The 18,223-nt window shown below is 58.6% G+C and carries 15 protein-coding genes; 10 read left to right on the top strand and 5 right to left on the bottom strand.

Annotated elements, in window-relative coordinates:
• Positions 1 to 2: 2 nt before the first annotated feature.
• Positions 3 to 299: a WhiB family transcriptional regulator gene (locus tag AC5RE1_RS01320; RefSeq protein WP_006681448.1), complete on the bottom strand. Its 297-nt coding sequence runs from the start codon at positions 297 to 299 to the stop codon at positions 3 to 5.
• Between the two features lie 316 nt (positions 300 to 615).
• On the opposite strand from AC5RE1_RS01320, the gene AC5RE1_RS01315 reads away from it, so the two are divergent.
• The 4 genes from AC5RE1_RS01315 to AC5RE1_RS01300 all read left to right on the top strand — a co-directional run bounded on the left by AC5RE1_RS01315 (position 616) and on the right by AC5RE1_RS01300 (position 5,311).
• Positions 616 to 1,548: a MerR family transcriptional regulator gene (locus AC5RE1_RS01315; protein WP_103631661.1), complete on the top strand. Its 933-nt coding sequence runs from the start codon at positions 616 to 618 to the stop codon at positions 1,546 to 1,548.
• Positions 1,549 to 1,631: 83 nt separating this feature from the next.
• Positions 1,632 to 2,906 (top strand): AGE family epimerase/isomerase, encoded by a 1,275-nt coding sequence (locus AC5RE1_RS01310; protein WP_103631659.1) that lies wholly within the window; start codon positions 1,632 to 1,634, stop codon positions 2,904 to 2,906.
• 50 nt (positions 2,907 to 2,956) lie between these two features.
• Positions 2,957 to 4,483 carry an IMP dehydrogenase gene (gene guaB, locus AC5RE1_RS01305; protein WP_006681445.1) on the top strand — a complete coding sequence of 509 codons (1,527 nt, stop codon included), beginning with the start codon at positions 2,957 to 2,959 and terminating at the stop codon, positions 4,481 to 4,483.
• 138 nt (positions 4,484 to 4,621) lie between these two features.
• Entirely contained in the window at positions 4,622 to 5,311 is a 690-nt protein-coding gene (locus tag AC5RE1_RS01300) for a transaldolase family protein (RefSeq protein ID WP_040318656.1), read from the top strand.
• Positions 5,312 to 5,505: 194 nt separating this feature from the next.
• Here AC5RE1_RS01300 and AC5RE1_RS01295 read toward each other — a convergent pair whose 3' ends face one another.
• Entirely contained in the window at positions 5,506 to 6,243 is a 738-nt protein-coding gene (locus AC5RE1_RS01295; RefSeq protein WP_493938224.1) for an exonuclease domain-containing protein, read from the bottom strand.
• A 145-nt stretch (positions 6,244 to 6,388) separates the two neighbouring features.
• Between AC5RE1_RS01295 and AC5RE1_RS01290 the strand changes: the two genes are divergently transcribed.
• The 4 genes from AC5RE1_RS01290 to AC5RE1_RS01275 all read left to right on the top strand — a co-directional run bounded on the left by AC5RE1_RS01290 (position 6,389) and on the right by AC5RE1_RS01275 (position 11,409).
• Positions 6,389 to 7,513: a GuaB3 family IMP dehydrogenase-related protein gene (locus tag AC5RE1_RS01290; RefSeq protein ID WP_270772143.1), complete on the top strand. Its 1,125-nt coding sequence runs from the start codon at positions 6,389 to 6,391 to the stop codon at positions 7,511 to 7,513.
• 404 nt (positions 7,514 to 7,917) lie between these two features.
• Entirely contained in the window at positions 7,918 to 8,865 is a 948-nt protein-coding gene (locus tag AC5RE1_RS01285) for a sugar-binding transcriptional regulator (protein WP_285069638.1), read from the top strand.
• A gap of 209 nt (positions 8,866 to 9,074) precedes the next feature.
• Complete coding sequence (gene deoC, locus AC5RE1_RS01280; RefSeq protein WP_006681440.1) at positions 9,075 to 9,728, top strand: deoxyribose-phosphate aldolase; 654 nt, start codon at positions 9,075 to 9,077, stop codon at positions 9,726 to 9,728.
• 4 nt (positions 9,729 to 9,732) lie between these two features.
• The gene (locus AC5RE1_RS01275) at positions 9,733 to 11,409 is read left to right on the top strand and encodes a phospho-sugar mutase (RefSeq protein WP_493938223.1); all 1,677 of its coding nucleotides are present in this window, start codon (positions 9,733 to 9,735) and stop codon (positions 11,407 to 11,409) included.
• Positions 11,410 to 11,707: 298 nt separating this feature from the next.
• Here the strand turns inward: AC5RE1_RS01275 and AC5RE1_RS01270 are convergent, their stop codons facing one another.
• On the bottom strand, positions 11,708 to 13,381 hold the full coding sequence (locus AC5RE1_RS01270; protein ID WP_006681437.1) for a fumarate hydratase: 1,674 nt from the start codon (positions 13,379 to 13,381) through the stop codon (positions 11,708 to 11,710).
• A 407-nt stretch (positions 13,382 to 13,788) separates the two neighbouring features.
• On the opposite strand from AC5RE1_RS01270, the gene AC5RE1_RS01265 reads away from it, so the two are divergent.
• The gene (locus tag AC5RE1_RS01265; RefSeq protein ID WP_493938222.1) at positions 13,789 to 13,992 is read left to right on the top strand and encodes a hypothetical protein; all 204 of its coding nucleotides are present in this window, start codon (positions 13,789 to 13,791) and stop codon (positions 13,990 to 13,992) included.
• Between the two features lie 193 nt (positions 13,993 to 14,185).
• Complete coding sequence (locus tag AC5RE1_RS01260; protein ID WP_493938221.1) at positions 14,186 to 15,571, top strand: DUF418 domain-containing protein; 1,386 nt, start codon at positions 14,186 to 14,188, stop codon at positions 15,569 to 15,571.
• A gap of 68 nt (positions 15,572 to 15,639) precedes the next feature.
• Here AC5RE1_RS01260 and AC5RE1_RS01255 read toward each other — a convergent pair whose 3' ends face one another.
• Positions 15,640 to 16,023, bottom strand: coding sequence for a hypothetical protein (locus AC5RE1_RS01255; protein WP_493938220.1), 384 nt, complete (start codon positions 16,021 to 16,023; stop codon positions 15,640 to 15,642).
• Positions 16,023 to 18,149 (bottom strand): NAD(+) synthase, encoded by a 2,127-nt coding sequence (locus AC5RE1_RS01250; protein ID WP_006681433.1) that lies wholly within the window; start codon positions 18,147 to 18,149, stop codon positions 16,023 to 16,025. Before AC5RE1_RS01250 ends, AC5RE1_RS01255 begins: the two co-directional genes overlap by 1 nt.
• Between the last annotated feature and the right edge of the window lie 74 nt (positions 18,150 to 18,223).

Here is an 18,223-nt window from a genome sequence, read left to right as displayed (position 1 = left end):
GATTACGACGCTCGACGCTGACGATGCGATGAACGTATTTCTTCGCGTCGTTCTTCTTCTGTCATTCCGCCCCAGATGCCGTAGGGCTCTTGTGATGCCAGCGCGTATTCGCGGCACTGGTCGATCACGGGGCATGTTGCGCAGATTGCCTTTGCGTTTGCTGCGCGACGGCGACGCGTTGAACCGCGTTCGCCTTCAGGGTGGAAGAAGAGCTCGGTGTCGAGGTCACGGCATGCGCCGTCGTACTGCCAATCCCAAGCGTCGATCATTGGGCCGGGGAGACGTGAAACGTCAGACATGTGTACCTCTCATTCGGTGACTGCCAGTCGAAGTACTTCTTCGCGAGCAGCCTCCATCAGTTTAGATATTGTTCGTAAGTTGTTCAAGACCCGTTCATACATTCTTAGTTATTTCTCAGAAAAGGCAATAAACCTGAGAAAAATCTGAATATATCGCTACAAAACATGCGGAATGCCATGAAGAAGATTTGTCTCACTTACTTGACACATCTTCTTCGCTCCGGTGGCGAAAGCTCGCTCTTCGGTGAACAATCGTTGTAGGGGTGAACAACGTTGAATAAAAACGTTGGTAGCTGGCGAGCGGAAAGGAAACGACATGCCTCGCGCACATCTTGCGTCTTCAGCTGATTCAGGCGTCGATGCTCCGCTGACAGTGACTGCTGTTTCCGTTCGTCTCGGAATCTCCCCCTCGACTCTTCGCACCTGGGAACGACGCTATGGTCTTGGCCCAGATGAACGCCAAGCAGGAACTCATCGTCGCTATCGTGCCAGCGATGTTGCGCGTTTGACCGCGATGGTTGACCTTGTGCATCAGGGGGTTTCTCCCGCAGATGCTGCCGCTACCGTGTTGGCGACGGCCCCTGCGCGTTCACGTCAAGAAGACCTGCCCGTTCCTCATACGGTTTCTGAACTACTGAATTGTGTATCAGCCTGCCACGGGCATCAGCTGAAGAATGTCCTTCGTTCCGCGGTGGGCGACGAGGGGCTTGTTCATACTTGGAGTCGCTTAGTCAGCCCAGCGCTCGACACCTTGCGTGCCTCCACATGCGGGCAGAAACCTGGATGTGCGCCGTCTACGATTCTTCAAAACGCTTTCCTTGATGTGCTTGCTCAGTTTGCTAGCGAGTGCGTTTCTCCTCAGACAGCCCCGGGGGCTGTTGTTGTTCTTACGGACGTTGTCCACGAGCTGGGAGCGCACGTTCTTGGTGTTGCTCTTGGCTGGTACGGCATCGATGTGCGCGTCGTTTCGACTGCGACAGTTGATGATCAGGGAGCGTGTGCTCGCGTTGCGCTTCATACCGAAGAACGCCCGGTCGTGTTGGCTATTGTCATGGGTTCTGGAGCAACCTGCGAGAAATTTATTCATGGTCTTACTACTGATCTTGACCTTGATGTCATGCTGGTTGGCGCGGATGCTCCGAAGGTCGTTGATGAGCGCGTCCTGCGCGTGCGCACAATTGCTGCCGGCGTAGAAGAAACTCTTGCGGTACTTGCGCCCGGTGTTGATCTTTCCTCGGTTGTGTCTTAACAAGTCCCATAGAACCTCTCATCGAAACTTGAGGCAGTGATACCTTTATCGGTGTTACGCACATCTTTTGACCGGGAGTGACAATGAAGACCCCCTGGAATGATTCCGCTCTTATCGGCGCTTTTGATGCTGATTTCTCTGCGCTTGTTGAGTTCGCTTCAGCTTCAGCGTGCCCTGCTGGCTTCGGTTATCTGGATGCCGATGGTGCTATTACAGAGTCCAAGGGCGTTGAGCTGTGGATTACGTGTCGAATGACGTACGTGTTTGCACTTGCTGAGATGCGTGGTGTCCAGGGAGTGTCTGGTCTTGTCGAGCACGGGCTTGATGCGCTGTCCACCTCGTTGCATGACGATGAATACGGCGGGTGGTTCTCCGCTCTGGATGCGACGGGGGAACATGCTCGCCCGGTTGAGCCGATCCGCAAGGAAGCCTATGCGCACGCGTTCGTGATTCTCGCGACTGCCGCTTCCTATTTGGCTGGGCATGAACGAGGCCGGGCGTTGCTTGATGAAGCGCTTGCCGATCAGGACGCGCACTGGTGGGAACCGTCGTATGGGCGCGTCGCGAACTCGTGGAACCGCGACTGGAGCGAGTGTGAAGAATATCGAGGTCTGAACGCGAATATGCACACGGTCGAGGCGTATCTTGCTGCCTTCGATGCGACGGGTGAACGACGTTGGTTGGATCGTGCGCGCGAAATGATGCGTTTTGTTGCCGATCTTGGTGCTCGCTTTGGTTGGCGCTTGCCTGAGCACTTCGATAAAAACTGGGTTGTTTGTCCCGAGATGTTCATTGAAAATCCCGCTGATCCTTTCCGTCCTTACGGTGCAACTCCGGGACACGGGTTTGAGTGGGCGCGTTTGATCCTGCATGGTCGAGCCTCACTCATTGCGTGCGGGGATACTCCGAGTGAATGGATGTATGACGTTGCGCATTGCCTTGTTGATCGAGCGGATGAGGATGGTTGGGACAGCGAAAAGGGTGGGATCGTTTACACGACGGACTTTGATGGAAAGACTGTTGTGGATACTCGCATGCACTGGGTTGCTTGCGAAGCTGTGAATGCAACGCTCGCTCTGGGTAAAGTCAGTGAAGAACTAGGTAATGATGACGACGTCATGGTCCAGTCGGAGCGTTTCGCTCGCTATGTGGCGTGGGCGGATCAGGTCATTCATGCTGGCCCGGGACGCTGGATCCATGAAGTCGACGCAGATGGACACGAGAGTGAAACTGTCTGGGCAGGCAAGGCTGATGCCTACCATGTCGGTCAGATGTTGCTGTTGCCTCGTATTGGCTTGTATCCGGGATTCGCGGCGGCATTAGCGCAGGTGAGGGCACACGACCACTCGGAATTGTGAGGTTCGTCCGAAGTTTTTATCCGGCTTGAGCCACAGCCTAGACTTGGCTCATGGGAGACTTTTTAGAGCATGATCCGTTCTCACTGACTGGCCTTACTTACGATGACGTTCTTCTGCTCCCAGAGCTGACTGACGTCGTTCCATCCACTGTTGACACTACGTCGCGGCTGACGAAGAAAATTACCCTGCGTGTTCCGTTGCTTTCTGCAGCAATGGATACTGTGACTGAAGCTCGTATGGCGATTGCCATGGCTCGTCAGGGTGGTATTGGCATCCTTCACCGCAATCTTTCGATTGAAGAACAAGCGCAGCATGTTCGTCAGGTGAAGCGCTCCGAATCTGGAATGGTTGAAGATCCTGTGACTGTTGGTCCCGATGCGACCATCGAACAGCTTGATGAGCTTTGCGGTCACTATCGTGTGTCTGGTCTTCCTGTTGTTGACGAAGAAAATGGTCTTGTTGGCATCATCACGAACCGTGACCTGCGTTTTGTCCCTGAATCCCAGTGGGCAACGCTGAAGGTTCGCGATTGCATGACCCCGCGCGAGGATCTTGTTGTGGGTCAGGTTGGTATTTCTCGTGAAGATGCGAAGGCTTTGCTGGCTGAGCATCGAGTGGAGAAGCTTCCGATTATTGACGAGAATAATAGGTTGACCGGCTTGATCACGGTCAAGGACTTCGTGAAGACCGAGCAGTACCCGAACGCGACGAAGGATGACCGTGGTCGTCTGGTTGTCGGCGCTGCTGTTGGTTATTGGGGTGATACGTGGGAACGTGCAACCGCGCTCGCTGAAGCAGGTGTTGACGTTCTTGTTGTTGATACGGCTAACGGTGGCGCCCAGCTTGCGCTGGATATGATTCGCCGTATTAAGGCGGATCCGTTGTTCGCTGGCGTTCAGATCATCGGTGGCAATGTCGCAACCACTGAAGGTGCTCAAGCGCTGATTGATGCCGGTGTCGATGCGGTGAAGGTTGGTGTTGGCCCGGGCTCGATTTGCACCACCCGAGTGGTTGCTGGCGTGGGCGTCCCGCAGATTACTGCAATTTACTTGGCTGCTAAAGCGTGTAAGCCCGCCGGTGTTCCGCTGATCGCTGACGGTGGTCTGCAGTACTCGGGTGATATCGGTAAGGCTCTTGTGGCCGGTGCTGATACGGTCATGCTCGGCTCGCTTCTGGCCGGCTGTGAAGAGTCCCCGGGTGAGGTTGTCTTCACGAATGGTAAGCAGTACAAGCGTTACCGTGGTATGGGGTCGCTGGGCGCAATGAGCTCGCGTGGTCGCAAGTCCTACTCGAAGGACCGCTACTTCCAGGCCGATGTCACCAGTGATGACAAGATCGTTCCAGAAGGTATTGAAGGGCAGGTTCCGTTCACTGGTTCACTTGCCTCGGTGATTTACCAGCTTGTTGGTGGCCTGCATCAGACGATGTTCTATCTGGGGGCTTCGTCGATCGAGGAGATCAAGAAGAATGGTCGCTTTGTTCGAATCACATCTGCAGGTCTGCGCGAATCTCATCCGCACGATGTGCAGATGACCAGCGAAGCTCCGAACTACCATTCGTCAGGGTCTTCTCGCTGATAAACGTTTGACAGGTATTGACCCTCGTCGCAGGCGGTTTTGCGTATGCGACGGGGGTCCTATTTTTGTGCCAAAATGGGCATTAATCTGAACCTGTCGGAACATGTTTTCACACTGTTGAAAAAGGGGATCGCGCACATGCTCATCCTGATCGATTATGCAAACGTCGAAGCAATTGAACAGACACTGTCCTACCTTCCGATTGACGGTGTTACGACTAACCCGACCATCTTGTACCGCGAGGGCAAAGAGCCTTTGGATGTTCTGCATAAGATCCAAGATTTGCTGCCCTATGGGTCGCAGTTGCATGTTCAGATCGTGTCGGAACGAGCCGACGATATGGTTGCCGAAGCGCGTGCTCTGCGTGAAGAAATTGGTGGCAACCTATTTGTGAAGCTTCCTGTCACTCGCGACGGCTTCGCGGCAATTCCTCGCATTGTCGCAGAGGGCATGCAGGTGACGGCAACAGGCATTCACTCTTCGATGCAGGGATTCATGGCAGCAAAGGCTGGTGCCCGCTATGTTGCTCCCTACGTGAACCGCATGGATAACTACGGCATTGATGGTGTTCGCGTTGCTAGCGAAATCCACCGCACGCTGAAGTCGTATGGGATGGAAGCTGATGTTTTGGCTGCCTCCTTCAAAAACTCTGAACAGGTTCTTGAACTGGTCCGCCAGGGCGTTGGCGCTATCACTGCTGCCCCCGAGGTTCTTGCGGCACTGATTAAGAATCCCGCAACCGATGCGGCGATCGCTGAACAGAACAAGCACTTCAGCCTTCTGGTCGGTGAGAAGCGCACATGGAAAGACCTGATCGATACCAAGTGACGTCACAGTGGTGGTCAGCGCTTAGCGCTGGCCACCACGCGTCTAATCAGTCCCACCTATGGGACGAAGTTGCGCCCGCACATGGAAGCGACAGCGCGCTGAAGACTGGTGACCCGATAGCAACAAGGGCGTTCTATTGGGTCATCGACCTCTTTCATTAACCGACCCGTTTAATGATGGGGATGCTAACCCCTTCAGCTATTGAGAGCCCTTTGTGGCCACTGGGAATCAATCTGCTGGGGTTTACCCTGACGTGCAAAGTAGGTTTCAAGCCCCTGAGCCCATTCTTTAAAAGCGCTGGCCTGCAATGCCATCAACGCATGAGCGTTGCTTAGCGTGAGCGGAGCGCCAAACGCCTGGGCAATCTTTGCCAACACGTCTAATGTCATCGAAACGTCAACTTCTGCCGTGTGAGCATTCGGATCCGGATCCACACCGTAGTGCGGTGCCATGGTGGTCAGGGTTCGCTTTCCCTTCCGGTACTTATCGAAGTGACGATCAAGGACGATCGGATCAAGAATGAGTCCAACAGGGCCACCAAGGCGTTCTTCCAAAGTCTGCAGACCATGGCGAGTGAGCTCGGCATTCATCAACGTAATATCGAACGCCGCATTGAAGACAACAACAGGGAATCCGCGTTGCCAGTGCGCAACCAAAGAATCAGCAACCTCATTTAAAACCTCGGAAATATTCCGTCCCTGGGTTTGAGCTTTTTCGTTGGAAATCCCGTGAACAGCGCTGGCGCTTTCAGGGATCTCTACCCCGGGATTAGCTAGCCATGTGACAACTTCGTCAGGGCCAGACGGGTTGATACCCCCGCGTCGCAAAACAAGCGCAGCCGTGACAAGGCGATCCGAAAGAGGATTTGTGCCGGTTGTCTCTGTGTCGAAACCAAGCCAAGGCTGATCAATCCAAGAAGTGTTTTCATTCATGGAACTAGTGTCGCCTAAACCATGGAGAAACAAAATGGCAATCATCAGGTCGGCGAAGCCGGCCTCGTCGACTACCTCATCGCACCCACGCTGCAATCATCAACAAAAGCGCATGTCAGTGGCCCAAAGTGGTTAGTATCAAGTCGTGAGCAACGAAGTTGAAATTGGTCGTGGAAAGCGTGCGCGACGCGCTTACAGTCTGGACGATATTGCCCTGGTTCCCTCAAGGCGCACTCGTGATCCCGAAGATGTGAACGTCGGCTGGCAAATCGACGCCTACCACGTCGATATTCCGATCATGGCTGCCCCCATGGACTCGGTCATGAGCCCCGAAACAGCAATCGCATTCGGAAAACTCGGCGGGTTGGGTGTTCTAGATCTGGACGGTCTATGGACGCGCTACGAAGATCCGGAGCCACTTCTCGAAGAAATCTCCCATCTTGGAGAAGACGAGTCTATTGCGCGACTCCAACAGATCTATTCGGAACCAATTAAGCCGTCGCTTATCACTGCTCGCCTCGCTCAACTTCGGCAAGCCGGCGTAGTTGTTGCAGGTAAGTTGTCGCCTCAGCGTACCCAAAAGTACTGGCGAGCAGTCGTCGATGCGGGCGTGGACCTTTTCGTCATCCGAGGCTCAACAGTCTCTGCAGAACATGTTTCCAGCCGATCTGAGCCCCTCAACCTCAAGCGGTTCATCTATGAACTCGATGTCCCCGTCATTGTTGGTGGAGTCTGCACGAATACGGCAGCGTTGCATCTGATGCGCACGGGTGCCGCCGGTGTTCTTGTCGGATTTGGCGGGGGAGCGGCACACTCGACCCGTCAATCGCTCGGCGTGCACGCCCCGATGGCAACAGCAATCGCCGATGTGGCCGCTGCGCGTCGCGATTACATGGATGAATCCGGCGGACGCTACGTTCACGTCATTGCTGACGGTGGCATTGGGCGTTCTGGTGATTTATCGCGCGCCATCGCCTGTGGTGCGGATGCGGTCATGCTGGGTGCCGCTCTGGCTCGCGCGGAAGAAGCGCCCGGGCGCGGTTGGCATTGGGGTTCCGAGGCCACGCACCCAGACATGCCTCGCGGTCAGCGTGTTCACGTAGGCACATCCGGAAGCCTGCAGCAGATTCTCTACGGTCCTTCGACGCGTGCAGACGGTTCCCTGAACTTTGTTGGTGCCCTGAAGAGAACCATGGCATCGACCGGCTATTCGGAAGTCAAAGACTTGCAGAAGGTGGATGTGGTGGTCTCGCCCTATCAGCCAAGCTGACTTCTTCTTCAACCTCCATTGTGGGATCGCCTAGGTGCGTACGGTCGCGGTTCTTTGCCGTGCTTGGGCGCTTCTCGTCTCCGCTTAGCCGTTGCAGGGCGAGTGCGTGGTGGGGGCTTCGGCATGTTTGATGGAGCAAGGTGGCCCTTACTAGGGTGAGGGCCCCGTGGTAACCATGTGTGCTTCGATCCCGACTGGGATGTTCTGTATTCGCATACTCGGGCGGACAATAAGGGTCTTTGAGAAGTAAATAAATGATTTTCGTTCACGAGTAGGGTGTCTATTTGTTAATCTTGGGATTTGCGGGATGTCAAAGTTGATGCCCGTTTCGATTCCGATCCCCTGGCAAGGATGCCCGTGGTTGCGTGCATCGGGGAGCGGATCACGACTCGGAAGGAGGAGGAGTGGATAAGAGAGACGAACAGGCGATCGACGCCGTCCGGCTCTATTTTGAGCGTGGCCTGAGCCAGGCCGAAGTTGCGGCTAAGATGGGCATTTCGCGTCCGACCGTCGCCAAGCTCCTGCTACGCGGGAAAAAGGCCGGGTTCGTCACCGTGGAGATCCACGATCCACGAGAGACTTCGTCTGTGCTGGGCGAGCAGCTCGCTCAGCGATTCGGCTTGGTTGAAGCGCGGGTCGTCCATGGTTTCGGTGCATCCGAGCGCGAGAACCTTGACGATCTCGGGCGCGTCGGCGCCGGCCTCGTCGAGTCCCTCGTCAAGGACGGCATGAGCGTCGGCGTCTCTTGGGGGCGGACGATGAACGCAATCGCGTCGCGTCTGGGTCGCACGCTGAGGCGCGATATCGAGATCGTGCAGCTCAAGGGTGGGATCTCGCATTCCTCGGAGGTGGCCAATGATTTCGAGGTCATGAGGGCTTTCTGCGAGGCCTTCAATGCGATTCCGCGCTACTTGCCCCTGCCGGTGATCTTCGAGGATGTCCGCACCTTGGAGATCGTGTGCTCGGACCCGTATATCGCGGCGATCCTCGAGGCTGGCAGGCAGACGGATCTCGTGGTCTTCACGGTCGGGGACGTCGCCGCCGAGAGCCTGGCGATTAGCCATTCCCGCCTCAAGGGATCCGAGGTGACTGAGTTGCTCGCTAAGGCGGTGGGGGATGCGTGTTCGCGCTTCTTCACCGCCGAGGGCGAGATCGCGGTGCCGGGAATCGATGAGAGGACCGTGGGCATTTCCTTGAAGGATCTTGCCTCGCGTCCAATCCGCGTGCTCGTCGCGGGCGGTCCGAAGAAGGCTGTGGCTTTTGCGGCAGCTCTGCGGATGGGCTTGGCGACGCATGTCGTGGTCGATCAGGATCTCGCGAGGATGCTTCTCGCCGAATCCTCTCCCGCCTGAGCCCCGCCCTCGTCGCAAACAAATGTAAAAGTAAAGCTTGACACTTTGGAATACCTCTGATTAGTCTAATCGGACCCCGGCGCAAGGACGCCCGGCGAATGGTTTCGCCGTCCCGGGCGAAGCCACAACCGCAAAGGAACGCGAGACAGCGTTCACCCAGATGATGGAACTCGCGCCACCCCTGGCGCAGATCTGAGGAAGGCACCACCATGAAGAAGACTGAAGTCGCCCAGATGATCGACCACACCCTCCTCAAGCCCGAGGCGACCGCCGCCGATGTCGCGGCCCTCGTCGCCCAGGGCGCCGAACTCGGCACCTACTCGGTGTGCGTCTCGCCCTCCATGCTGCCCCTCGAGACCCCCGAGGGCCTCATGGTCGCCTGCGTCGCGGGCTTCCCCTCGGGCGCTGTCAAGCCTGAGATCAAGGCCGCCGAGGCCACGCGCGCCGTTGAGGACGGCGCCGACGAAGTCGACATGGTCATCAACATCGCCCTCGTGAAAGAAGGCCGTGAGGCTGAGCTCGAAGCTGAGATCCGCGCCGTGCGCGACGCCGTCCCCGCTCCACGCGTCCTCAAGGTCATCATTGAGTCCGCTGCCCTGACCGATGAGGAGATCGTCATGGCCTGCCGCGCCTCCGAGAACGCGGGGGCCGACTTCGTGAAGACCTCCACCGGCTTCCACCCCGCCGGTGGCGCCTCGGTGCACGCCGTTAAGCTCATGCGCGAAACGGTCGGCGACCGCCTTGGCGTCAAGGCTTCGGGCGGGATCCGCGATGCCACGACCGCGCTCGCCATGATTGAGGCCGGAGCCTCGCGTCTCGGCGTATCGGCGACGGTCGCGATCCTCGAGGGCATCGAGGAGTGAGGCGATGAACGATCAGCTTCTCGCGACGGCCCGCGAATGGGCCACCCATGATCCGGACGGCCAGACCTCCTCAGCGCTCCTCGCTTCCGTCGAGGCCGCTTCGGCGGGTGACGAGGTCGCACTGGCCGAACTGCGGGCCGCGATGAACGGGCCCCTTGAGTTCGGCACCGCGGGTCTGCGCGGCGAGATTGGCCCGGGTGAATCTCGGATGAACCTCGCCGTCGTCATCCGTGCGACCGCGGGCCTCGCCGCCTACCTCAAGACGCAAACCGAGCGCGAACCTCGCGTCGTCATCGGTTGCGACGCCCGGCACGGCTCCGTCGATTTCGCCCGTGTGGCCGCGCGCGTTGTGTCGGCGGCGGGCTGCCGGGCTCTGGCCCTCCCCGTCTCGCACCCCACCCCGCTCACCTCCTTCGCGGTGCGCGCCCTCGACGCCGACGCGGGCATCATGATCACCGCTTCGCACAACCCCGCCAAGGACAATGGCTACAAGGTCTACCTCGGCGGAAGCATCGTCACCGACGCCGGTCAGGGCGCCCTGATCGTGCCTCCGCACGACGCTGGCATCGCCACCGCCATCGCGGCAGCCGCCCCGGCCGACGAGGTCCCCCAGGACGAGGAGCGCATTGAGCAGGTCGATCCGCGCGACGACTACGTTGCAGTCGCCGCGGCCTTGGCCGCCGGCGACCACCGGGGAGACCTCAAGATCACCCTGACCGCGATGCACGGCGTCGGCGGAGCGCTCACCGAGCGCGTCCTCAAGGAGGCGGGTTTTACCCGGGTGTCGCTCGTCGCCGAGCAGGCGGCGCCCGACCCCGATTTCCCGACCGTCTCCTTCCCGAACCCGGAGGAGCCCGGCGCCCTCGATCTGGCGATGGCGCATGCGCGCGAGCACGGCTCGGACCTCATTATCGCAGTCGACCCCGACGCCGATCGTTGCGCCCTCGCCATTCCGGACGAGGCCTCGGCGAGCGGATGGCGTCAGCTCACCGGCGACGAGACCGGTTCGATCCTCGGCGAGTTCCTGGCCGGGCGGGCCCCGAAGGGCGGGGTCTTCGCCAACTCGATCGTGTCGAGCCGCCAGCTCGAGCGGATCGCCCTGGCGCACGGCCTCGACTACCGCCACACCCTCACGGGATTCAAGTGGATCGCCCGCACCCCGGGCATCGTCTTCGGCTACGAGGAGGCCATCGGCTTCTGCCCCGATCCCGAGCACGTGTGCGACAAGGACGGCATCTCGACCTCGGTCGTCGCCGCCTCCCTGTTCGCCGAGCTTAAGGCGCAGGGCCACACCGGCCAGGACGAGCTCGAGCGAATGGCTCGCGCCTACGGCTGCTACGTGACGATGCCGCTCACCTTCCGCGTCGAGAATCTCGGTCTCATCGCCGAGGGCATGGATCGTCTGCGCGGGAACCCGCCGTCGCAGCTCGCGGGCTCGTCGGTCGTCTCCGTCGTCGACATGTCTCAGGGGTGGGACGGCCTGCCGGGTACGAACGCGATCATGGTCACCACTGAGGCGAACGACCGCGTCATCGCCCGGCCGTCCGGCACCGAGCCGAAGCTCAAGTGCTACCTCGAGGTCATTCTCGATGCTCCAGGTGGCGGAGAAGTGCCGTGGGACGAGGCTCGGGCGAGACTCGAAACCATCAAGGCCGAGTTCGCGCTCGCGATCGGAATTTAGGCCCGACCGCGCTTGTTCACCGACTTACTTGCTGAGGACTTCGCTTGTTCACCGCCGGCGGTGATGTCATTCCCCTCTGAGGTTGATTGAGTGGTCAACAAGCGCGCACTTGAACCGGAAGGAACGTGAACAAGCGCGCATTTGCCGCAGCCCATTTTCGTGCTCGTCGGTTTTCGCTCTGCCCGTGAACAAGCGCGGGGTAGGGCGTGGCGGCAGCCTCGTTCATCTCAATTACGAAGCCGACACACAGCTGCTGGCGGACACCACGCAACCGCGATGCCCGCCGGCAGAAACACAATCAGCACATGCCGGGGCGTTTGCCGATTGTCAGCGTGACCTCCTGCGTGCCCGCGAAAAAGTCGTTGCCTTTGTCGTCGACGACGATGAAGGCTGGGAAGTCTTCGATTTCGATCTTCCACACGGCTTCCATGCCGAGCTCCGGGTATTCAAGAAGTTCGACCTTCTTGATGCAGTTTGCGGCCAGTTCAGCAGCCGGACCACCGATTGAGCCGAGGTAGAAACCGCCGTGCTTGTGGCAGGCGTCGGTAACCTGCTTGGAGCGGTTGCCCTTCGCGACCATGATCATGGATCCGCCGAGCGCCTGGAACTGATCCACGTAGGAGTCCATGCGGCCCGCGGTCGTCGGGCCGAAGGAGCCGGACGGCATACCTTCCGGAGTCTTCGCTGGGCCCGCGTAGTAGACGGGGTGCTTGAGCATGTATTCCGGCATCGGCTCGCCGTTTTCGATGCGCTCGCGGATCTTCGCGTGGGCGATATCGCGGGCAACGATCATCGTGCCGTTCAAGGACAGGCGCGTCTTCACCGGGTACTTCGACAGTTCGGCAAGGATTTCGCTCATCGGGCGGTCGAGGTCGATCGACACGGCGCCGGTGTCTTCGCCCAGCTCAGACGGGTCGGTTGCCGGCAGGAAACGGCCGGGGTTGAAGTCGAGCTGCTCCAAGAAGACACCCTCGGGCGTGATCTTTGCCTTTGCCTGGCGGTCAGCTGAGCAGGATACCGCGATGGCGACCGGTAGGGATGCGCCGTGGCGAGGGAGACGAATGACGCGGACGTCGTGGCAGAAGTACTTGCCGCCGAACTGGGCGCCGATGCCCATCTGCTGGGTCAGCTTGAAGACCTCGTCTTCCATCTCGACATCGCGGAAGCCGTGCGCCAGTTCCGAGCCGGTGGTCGGTAGCGTATCGAGGTAGTGAGCGGACGCGTACTTCGCGGTCTTGAGCGCGTATTCAGCGGAGGTGCCACCGATGACGATTGCCAAGTGGTACGGCGGGCATGCTGCGGTGCCGAGGGAACGAATCTTTTCTTCCAGGAACTGCATCATGTGTTCCGGATCAAGGATTGCCTTCGTCATCTGGTACAGGTACGACTTGTTCGCGCTACCGCCACCCTTAGCCATGAACAGGAAGTGGTAGTCGAGCTCGTGACCGACCTGCGTGTCCGCGTAGAGTTCGATCTGCGCCGGCAGGTTGCAGCCCGTGTTCTTCTCTTCGTACATGGTGATCGGAGCGTTCTGTGAGTAACGCAGGTTGAGCTCGGTGTAGGCGTCGTAGACACCGTGCGCCAGGGGCTTGCCGTCCACACCTTCGGTGATGACGCGCTGGCCACGTTCGCCCTTGATGATGGCCGTGCCCGTGTCCTGACACATCGGCAGAACGCCTGCGGAGGCAACGTTTGCGTTCTTCAGTAGGTCGAGTGCGACGAAGCGGTCGTTTGCGGATGCTTCCGGGTCTTCGAGGATCTTCGCCAGCTGTTCGAGGTGCGCGGTGCGCAGGTAGTACGAGATGTCGTGGTACGCGGTTTTCGCCAGTAGTTCGAGTGCGCTGGGGGCAACCTTGAGGAACTGTGTTCCGTCAGGGCCTTCAACGGTTTCGACGCCTTCGGTGGTGAGCAGACGGTACTCGGTTGTGTCTTCACCCAGCGGCAGCATGTCTTCGTAGAAGAACTCGGTCATTAGGACTCCTTGGAAGGGAATGTGTCAGTAGATCTGGCAGTTTCCGTGTGCTGGATTGCGCCCAGAAAACGCCGTGTTCGTCCCCACGCTATTGCGTGCTTGTTCACCAATTCGGGACCGTTGTCCCGTTTGAAAGTGTCAGATCTTTTGGTGTTTTTCTCGCCTTTTGTTTTTCGCAAGCTGGTGCGAATAATTCGGTGACGTGCACTGATGAATTCACGAGGCCGCGCCCACATTCCTCGTGTCTTTCCTTGTCTGTGGCGCGGATTTGCGACGCTTAACGAGCTACGTATTTTGCGGATATCTCTACGGTTTGCCTAACCTTTCCTGCCTGATTGGAGGGGTGAAGCGGCGAACAAGCGCGGTAGAAGAGCGGGTGGTGGTGAACAAGCGCGGTAAAAGAGCAGGTGGACAAGCTGGGTCGCCTCGAAGCCAGCCTGTTCTTCATCGTTTTCGTCCGTGATCCTTCGACGAACTTCATTCCGATCCTGTCGAAGATGGTGAACGACCAGATGACGGAGTACCTCCAGCACATCGCGACCGGCATGTACTTTGTGTTGCCGGGCGTGAAGGATTCCGACACCTACGTGGGTGAGAAGCTGTTCGCCTGAGCGAAAAGTTTCAATGTGGCGCGGTCGTGTTGTCTTCGACGAGGCCGCGCCTCCTTTATTTTCGCTACCTTGCTCGACCGCGCTTGTTCACCGTTTGCTTAGCTTGCGGTCGCGCTTGTTCAGCGAGCGCCTACAAGCAAATCAGGGAGACACCTGATTGAAGCGAGCCCGAATCCTTGGATAGTGTTCGAGTATGTCTAGCTCGGCCTCGTTTACCCCGAAGAACTCTGTCCGCTATCCCGCGCCGGATCTTGCACGCGGCTTCATGCTGATTCTGATCGCGGTCGCAAACGTGCCGTTTTGGCTTTCTTTCTTCCCCGACAATCCCGAATACTCACTGAGCGATCAGTGGTGGGTGTTCATTCGCGGAATGTTCATCGACCACCGCTCGTATCCGCTCTTTTCGATGCTTTTCGGTTTCGGTCTGATGACGATGGTGTTGCGACGCCAGCGCGCATACGTGGAACGTCGAATCGACGAACTTGATGAGAACCTGCCCGGAATGCCTGAGCAGGTGCGCGCAACGTGGATCGCAGGATTCGAAAACGAGAGTATTGATGACTCTCGCCGTCTGATCCGTAGGCGCGGCTGGTGGATGCTCCTCTTCGGCTTTGTCCACGCACTCTTCTTCTCCGGCGACATTATCGGCGCGTATGCGCTGGTTGCGATTGTTTTCGCAGGACTCATTGCGCGGCGACGCTTCACGATCTTGACCGTGATTGCTCTCATCGTCCTTACCGTCATGACGCTCAGCCAGTTTGGAGCCGAATCGTTCGTGAACTGGGGCGAGAGCCTGAAGGGGTTTGGTGGCGCAACCAATACGCAGATGACGAACGCTCCCGCCGACCTGATGCTCGGCTGGTACTACCCGCTGATCAGCGTCTTTGGCTGGGTAATCTCGTCGCTCCTCGGGCTGATTATGACGACAATCCTTCCTGCGACCGTCTTCGGTGCTTGGCTGGCCACCACGGACTATATTTCGCGCCCGGACGTTCACAAGGGGCGCCTGATGCTGGTGGCGTTCCTGGGTCTTGCTCTGGGTGCCCTTGGTGGCCTGTCCTATTCCTTGAAGGATTCGGGCCTGATGGATTCCTACTTCTTCGGTCAGGACGCTCTTCACGAGATTACTGGTTTGCTTGGAGCTGCAGGTTGGCTGGCCCTGCTCGGGTTGCTTGCCGGTCCTGCACGCGAAAATCTCGGGGGAGTGCGCCACTTCTTTATCGCGGTTGGTAAGCGTTCAATGACCGCATATGTTGGCCAGACCGTTCTTTTCCTTGCCACGTTCATTGCTCTCGGCTTGGCGGGTATTCGAGGAGTTTCCCAGACCCTCGGGCTTGCTATTGCGCTCGCGGTCTGGACCTTGATGGCGCTGTTCTGCTGGGTGCTCGAATCGAAAGGATATCAACGAGGTCCCCTGGAGGTTCTTCTCCGTCGAGCAGTGGCACGAAGCGCTGGCACTCATCCGGTGCCTCGGATTCCTCACATGATTCAGCCGGCAGGTATAGACGCAGTGAACACCCCGCAATCGGCGCTCACCCCGATGTCAGCGTATGCGCCACCGGCTGACACTGAGCGTTAAACACTGACTGTGAAATAGCGTGCGCCCCCCGGGTAGAAACCCGGGGCGCGCCGTATCAAGGATAAAGATCAGCTCTCGGCTTGATCAGACTCCGCCTGGCGCTTTGCCACGTTAATCGCGGCCGCGCGCGCCAACGCCCCAAGAGCGAGGGACACAATAATCCCGGAGATCAACAGAACGTGAAGGAAGGCTTCGCCGTCATTGCCCATGAGTGAAGCAAGACCGCAGCCAACCGCGTGAAACACCGCCACAACGCAGGCCATGGCCATGATCGGCCAGGCGGCCTCGTGACCCGTATTCCATGCGTTGTCGGAGGACTCCAACACTGCCGAATGAAGACCCAAGCCTGAGCCTCGTGCCAGAGTGCCGGCCCTGCCTTTCAGGGCAACCAAGCCGAAAACACACGCGATCACGGCAAAACCGATCACGCCGGTCAACGTCAGCGTCGTCATCAGTTCTCCTTCGTCTGAGTAGCCGGAACACCACTGTGAGGAACGCCCGCGACGGCCTCTTCCAACTCTGCGATCCACCGTGCACCAGTCACGTCGGATGGCATTCGCCAGTCACCACGAGGCGATAGAGCGCCACCAGCCACAACCTTCGGGCCATTTGGCAGAGCAGAACGCTTGAACTGCTGCGTGAAGTAGCGGCGCAGGAACAGGGTCTCCCACTTGACAATCTCTTCGAGTGAATAGGCGACGCGGTCGCCTTCGGGGAATCCGGCCGGCCACTCGCCAGCATTCACATCAGCCCACGCCTTCTCAGCAAGGAACGCGATCTTCGACGGACGAGCCCCTCGACGCAACACGTAGTACAGGTTGAAATCCTGCAGGTTGTACGGGCCGATCTTGTCCTGCGTGGACTGCATCTTCTCACCGGGTTTAGCGGGAACCAATTCGGGAGAAATCTCCGTGCCGAGGATCGAGGTCAGAACCTCGCCCGCACGATCGGAGAACTGGCCGGAAGCTGCAACCCAGCGGATCAGATGCTGGATCAGAGTCTTCGGAACACCCGTATTGACGGCGTAGTGGCTCATCTGGTCGCCCACGCCGTACGTGCACCAGCCGAGCGCCAGCTCGGACAGGTCACCCGTGCCCAGAACAATTCCGCCGTTGTGGTTGGCAATGCGGAACAGGTAGTCGGTGCGCAGACCTGCCTGAACATTCTCGAAGGTGACGTCATACGTGTCGTTGCCGTCGGCGTAGGGATGCCCCATGTCGGCCAACAGCTGGCGAGCCGCCGGGCGAATATCGATCGTCTGGCAGGGAATATCGAGGCTTTCGCACAGCGCAATCGCGTTCGACTTCGTGTGATCGGACGTTGCGAAACCGGGCATCGTGTAGGCCAAGATGTCCGTTCGCGCCCGACCCAGCATATCCATTGCGCGCGCCGCGACGATCAGAGCATGCGTGGAATCGAGGCCACCGGAAACACCAATAACGATCTTCGGATTACCGATCGCCTTGAGGCGCTGAACCAGACCATGAACCTGAATATTGTAGGCCTCGTAGCAGTCCTGAGCCAGGCGCTCCGGATCGTCGGGAACGAAGGGGAAACGATCAACGGGGCGTTCCAAACCAAGATCCGTGCGGGGTGGGTTCAGCTGGGTGTAGACGTCCATAGGAGCGGTTGCCTTCAGCCCCTGATCCTCGCCCAGGTAGCGATCCGCGTTGTCTTTAAACGAATTCTGGCGCGTACGTTCAGTGACAAGACGATCAATGTCCACGTCAGCGATCGTGATCTGACGACCGCCGGCTTTGAAACGCTCACCCTCTGCCAGCAGGTCGCCGGCCTCGTACACCATCGTCTGGCCGTCCCATGACAGGTCGGTTGACGATTCGCCCGCACTCGACGCGCAGTACACGTAGGCGGAGTTGAGGCGCGCTGACAAACTGCGAACCAACAGTCGGCGGTCTTCCGCACGACCAACGGTGATCGGCGAAGCGGAAAGATTCATCAGAACCGTTGCGCCATTCAGAGCAGCAAGAGTCGACGGGGTGAGCGGAACCCACATGTCCTCGCACACTTCGGGGGCAATGACGAGGCCAGGAACATCCTCAACATCGATTGTGATCGGAGAGAAAGGAACGGATGCCGAAGCACAGTCATCGTCGACAAAACCCCACGCGGTTGTGTCAATGAAGGAAGGAGTTGTCGGGCCGGGAGTCACGAAATGGCGCTTCTCGTAGAACTCGCGATAGTTCGGCAGGTGCAACTTCGGGGTGACACCCAGGATCTTGCCTCGGTGGATCGTTACCGCACAGTTGTAGAGGGAACCATCGTTGCGAATCGGGGCACCAACAATGAGGATCGGCAACAGATCCTTCGTCTGAACAGCAATGCGATGCAGAGCCTCAGTCACTTCATCCAGCACGACATCCTGAAGCAACAGATCATCAATGGCGTAGCCGGAAATGCCCAGCTCGGGAAAGACGGCCGCGGCAACACCCTTGGCATCAAGCTCGCGAGCAACGTCAATGACCTCGTTAGCGTTAGCAAGTGGCTGAGCGGGATGAACAGGAACCGTCACCGCAGCAACGCGCGCGAAGCCCTGATCGTAAAGCGAATGGAAGTTCAACTTTCCTCCTAGTGTTGCCTCTATTGTCTCCCATGACCCATCCGTTTGCCCACGCGCTTACGCTCAAAGCTGAT

It is taken from the genome of Actinotignum sp. usb-actsch-rep-73 (assembly GCF_059082735.1).
The sequence above is the reverse complement of the archived record's forward strand: the minus strand, read 5'-3'. Positions and strand labels throughout refer to the sequence as shown.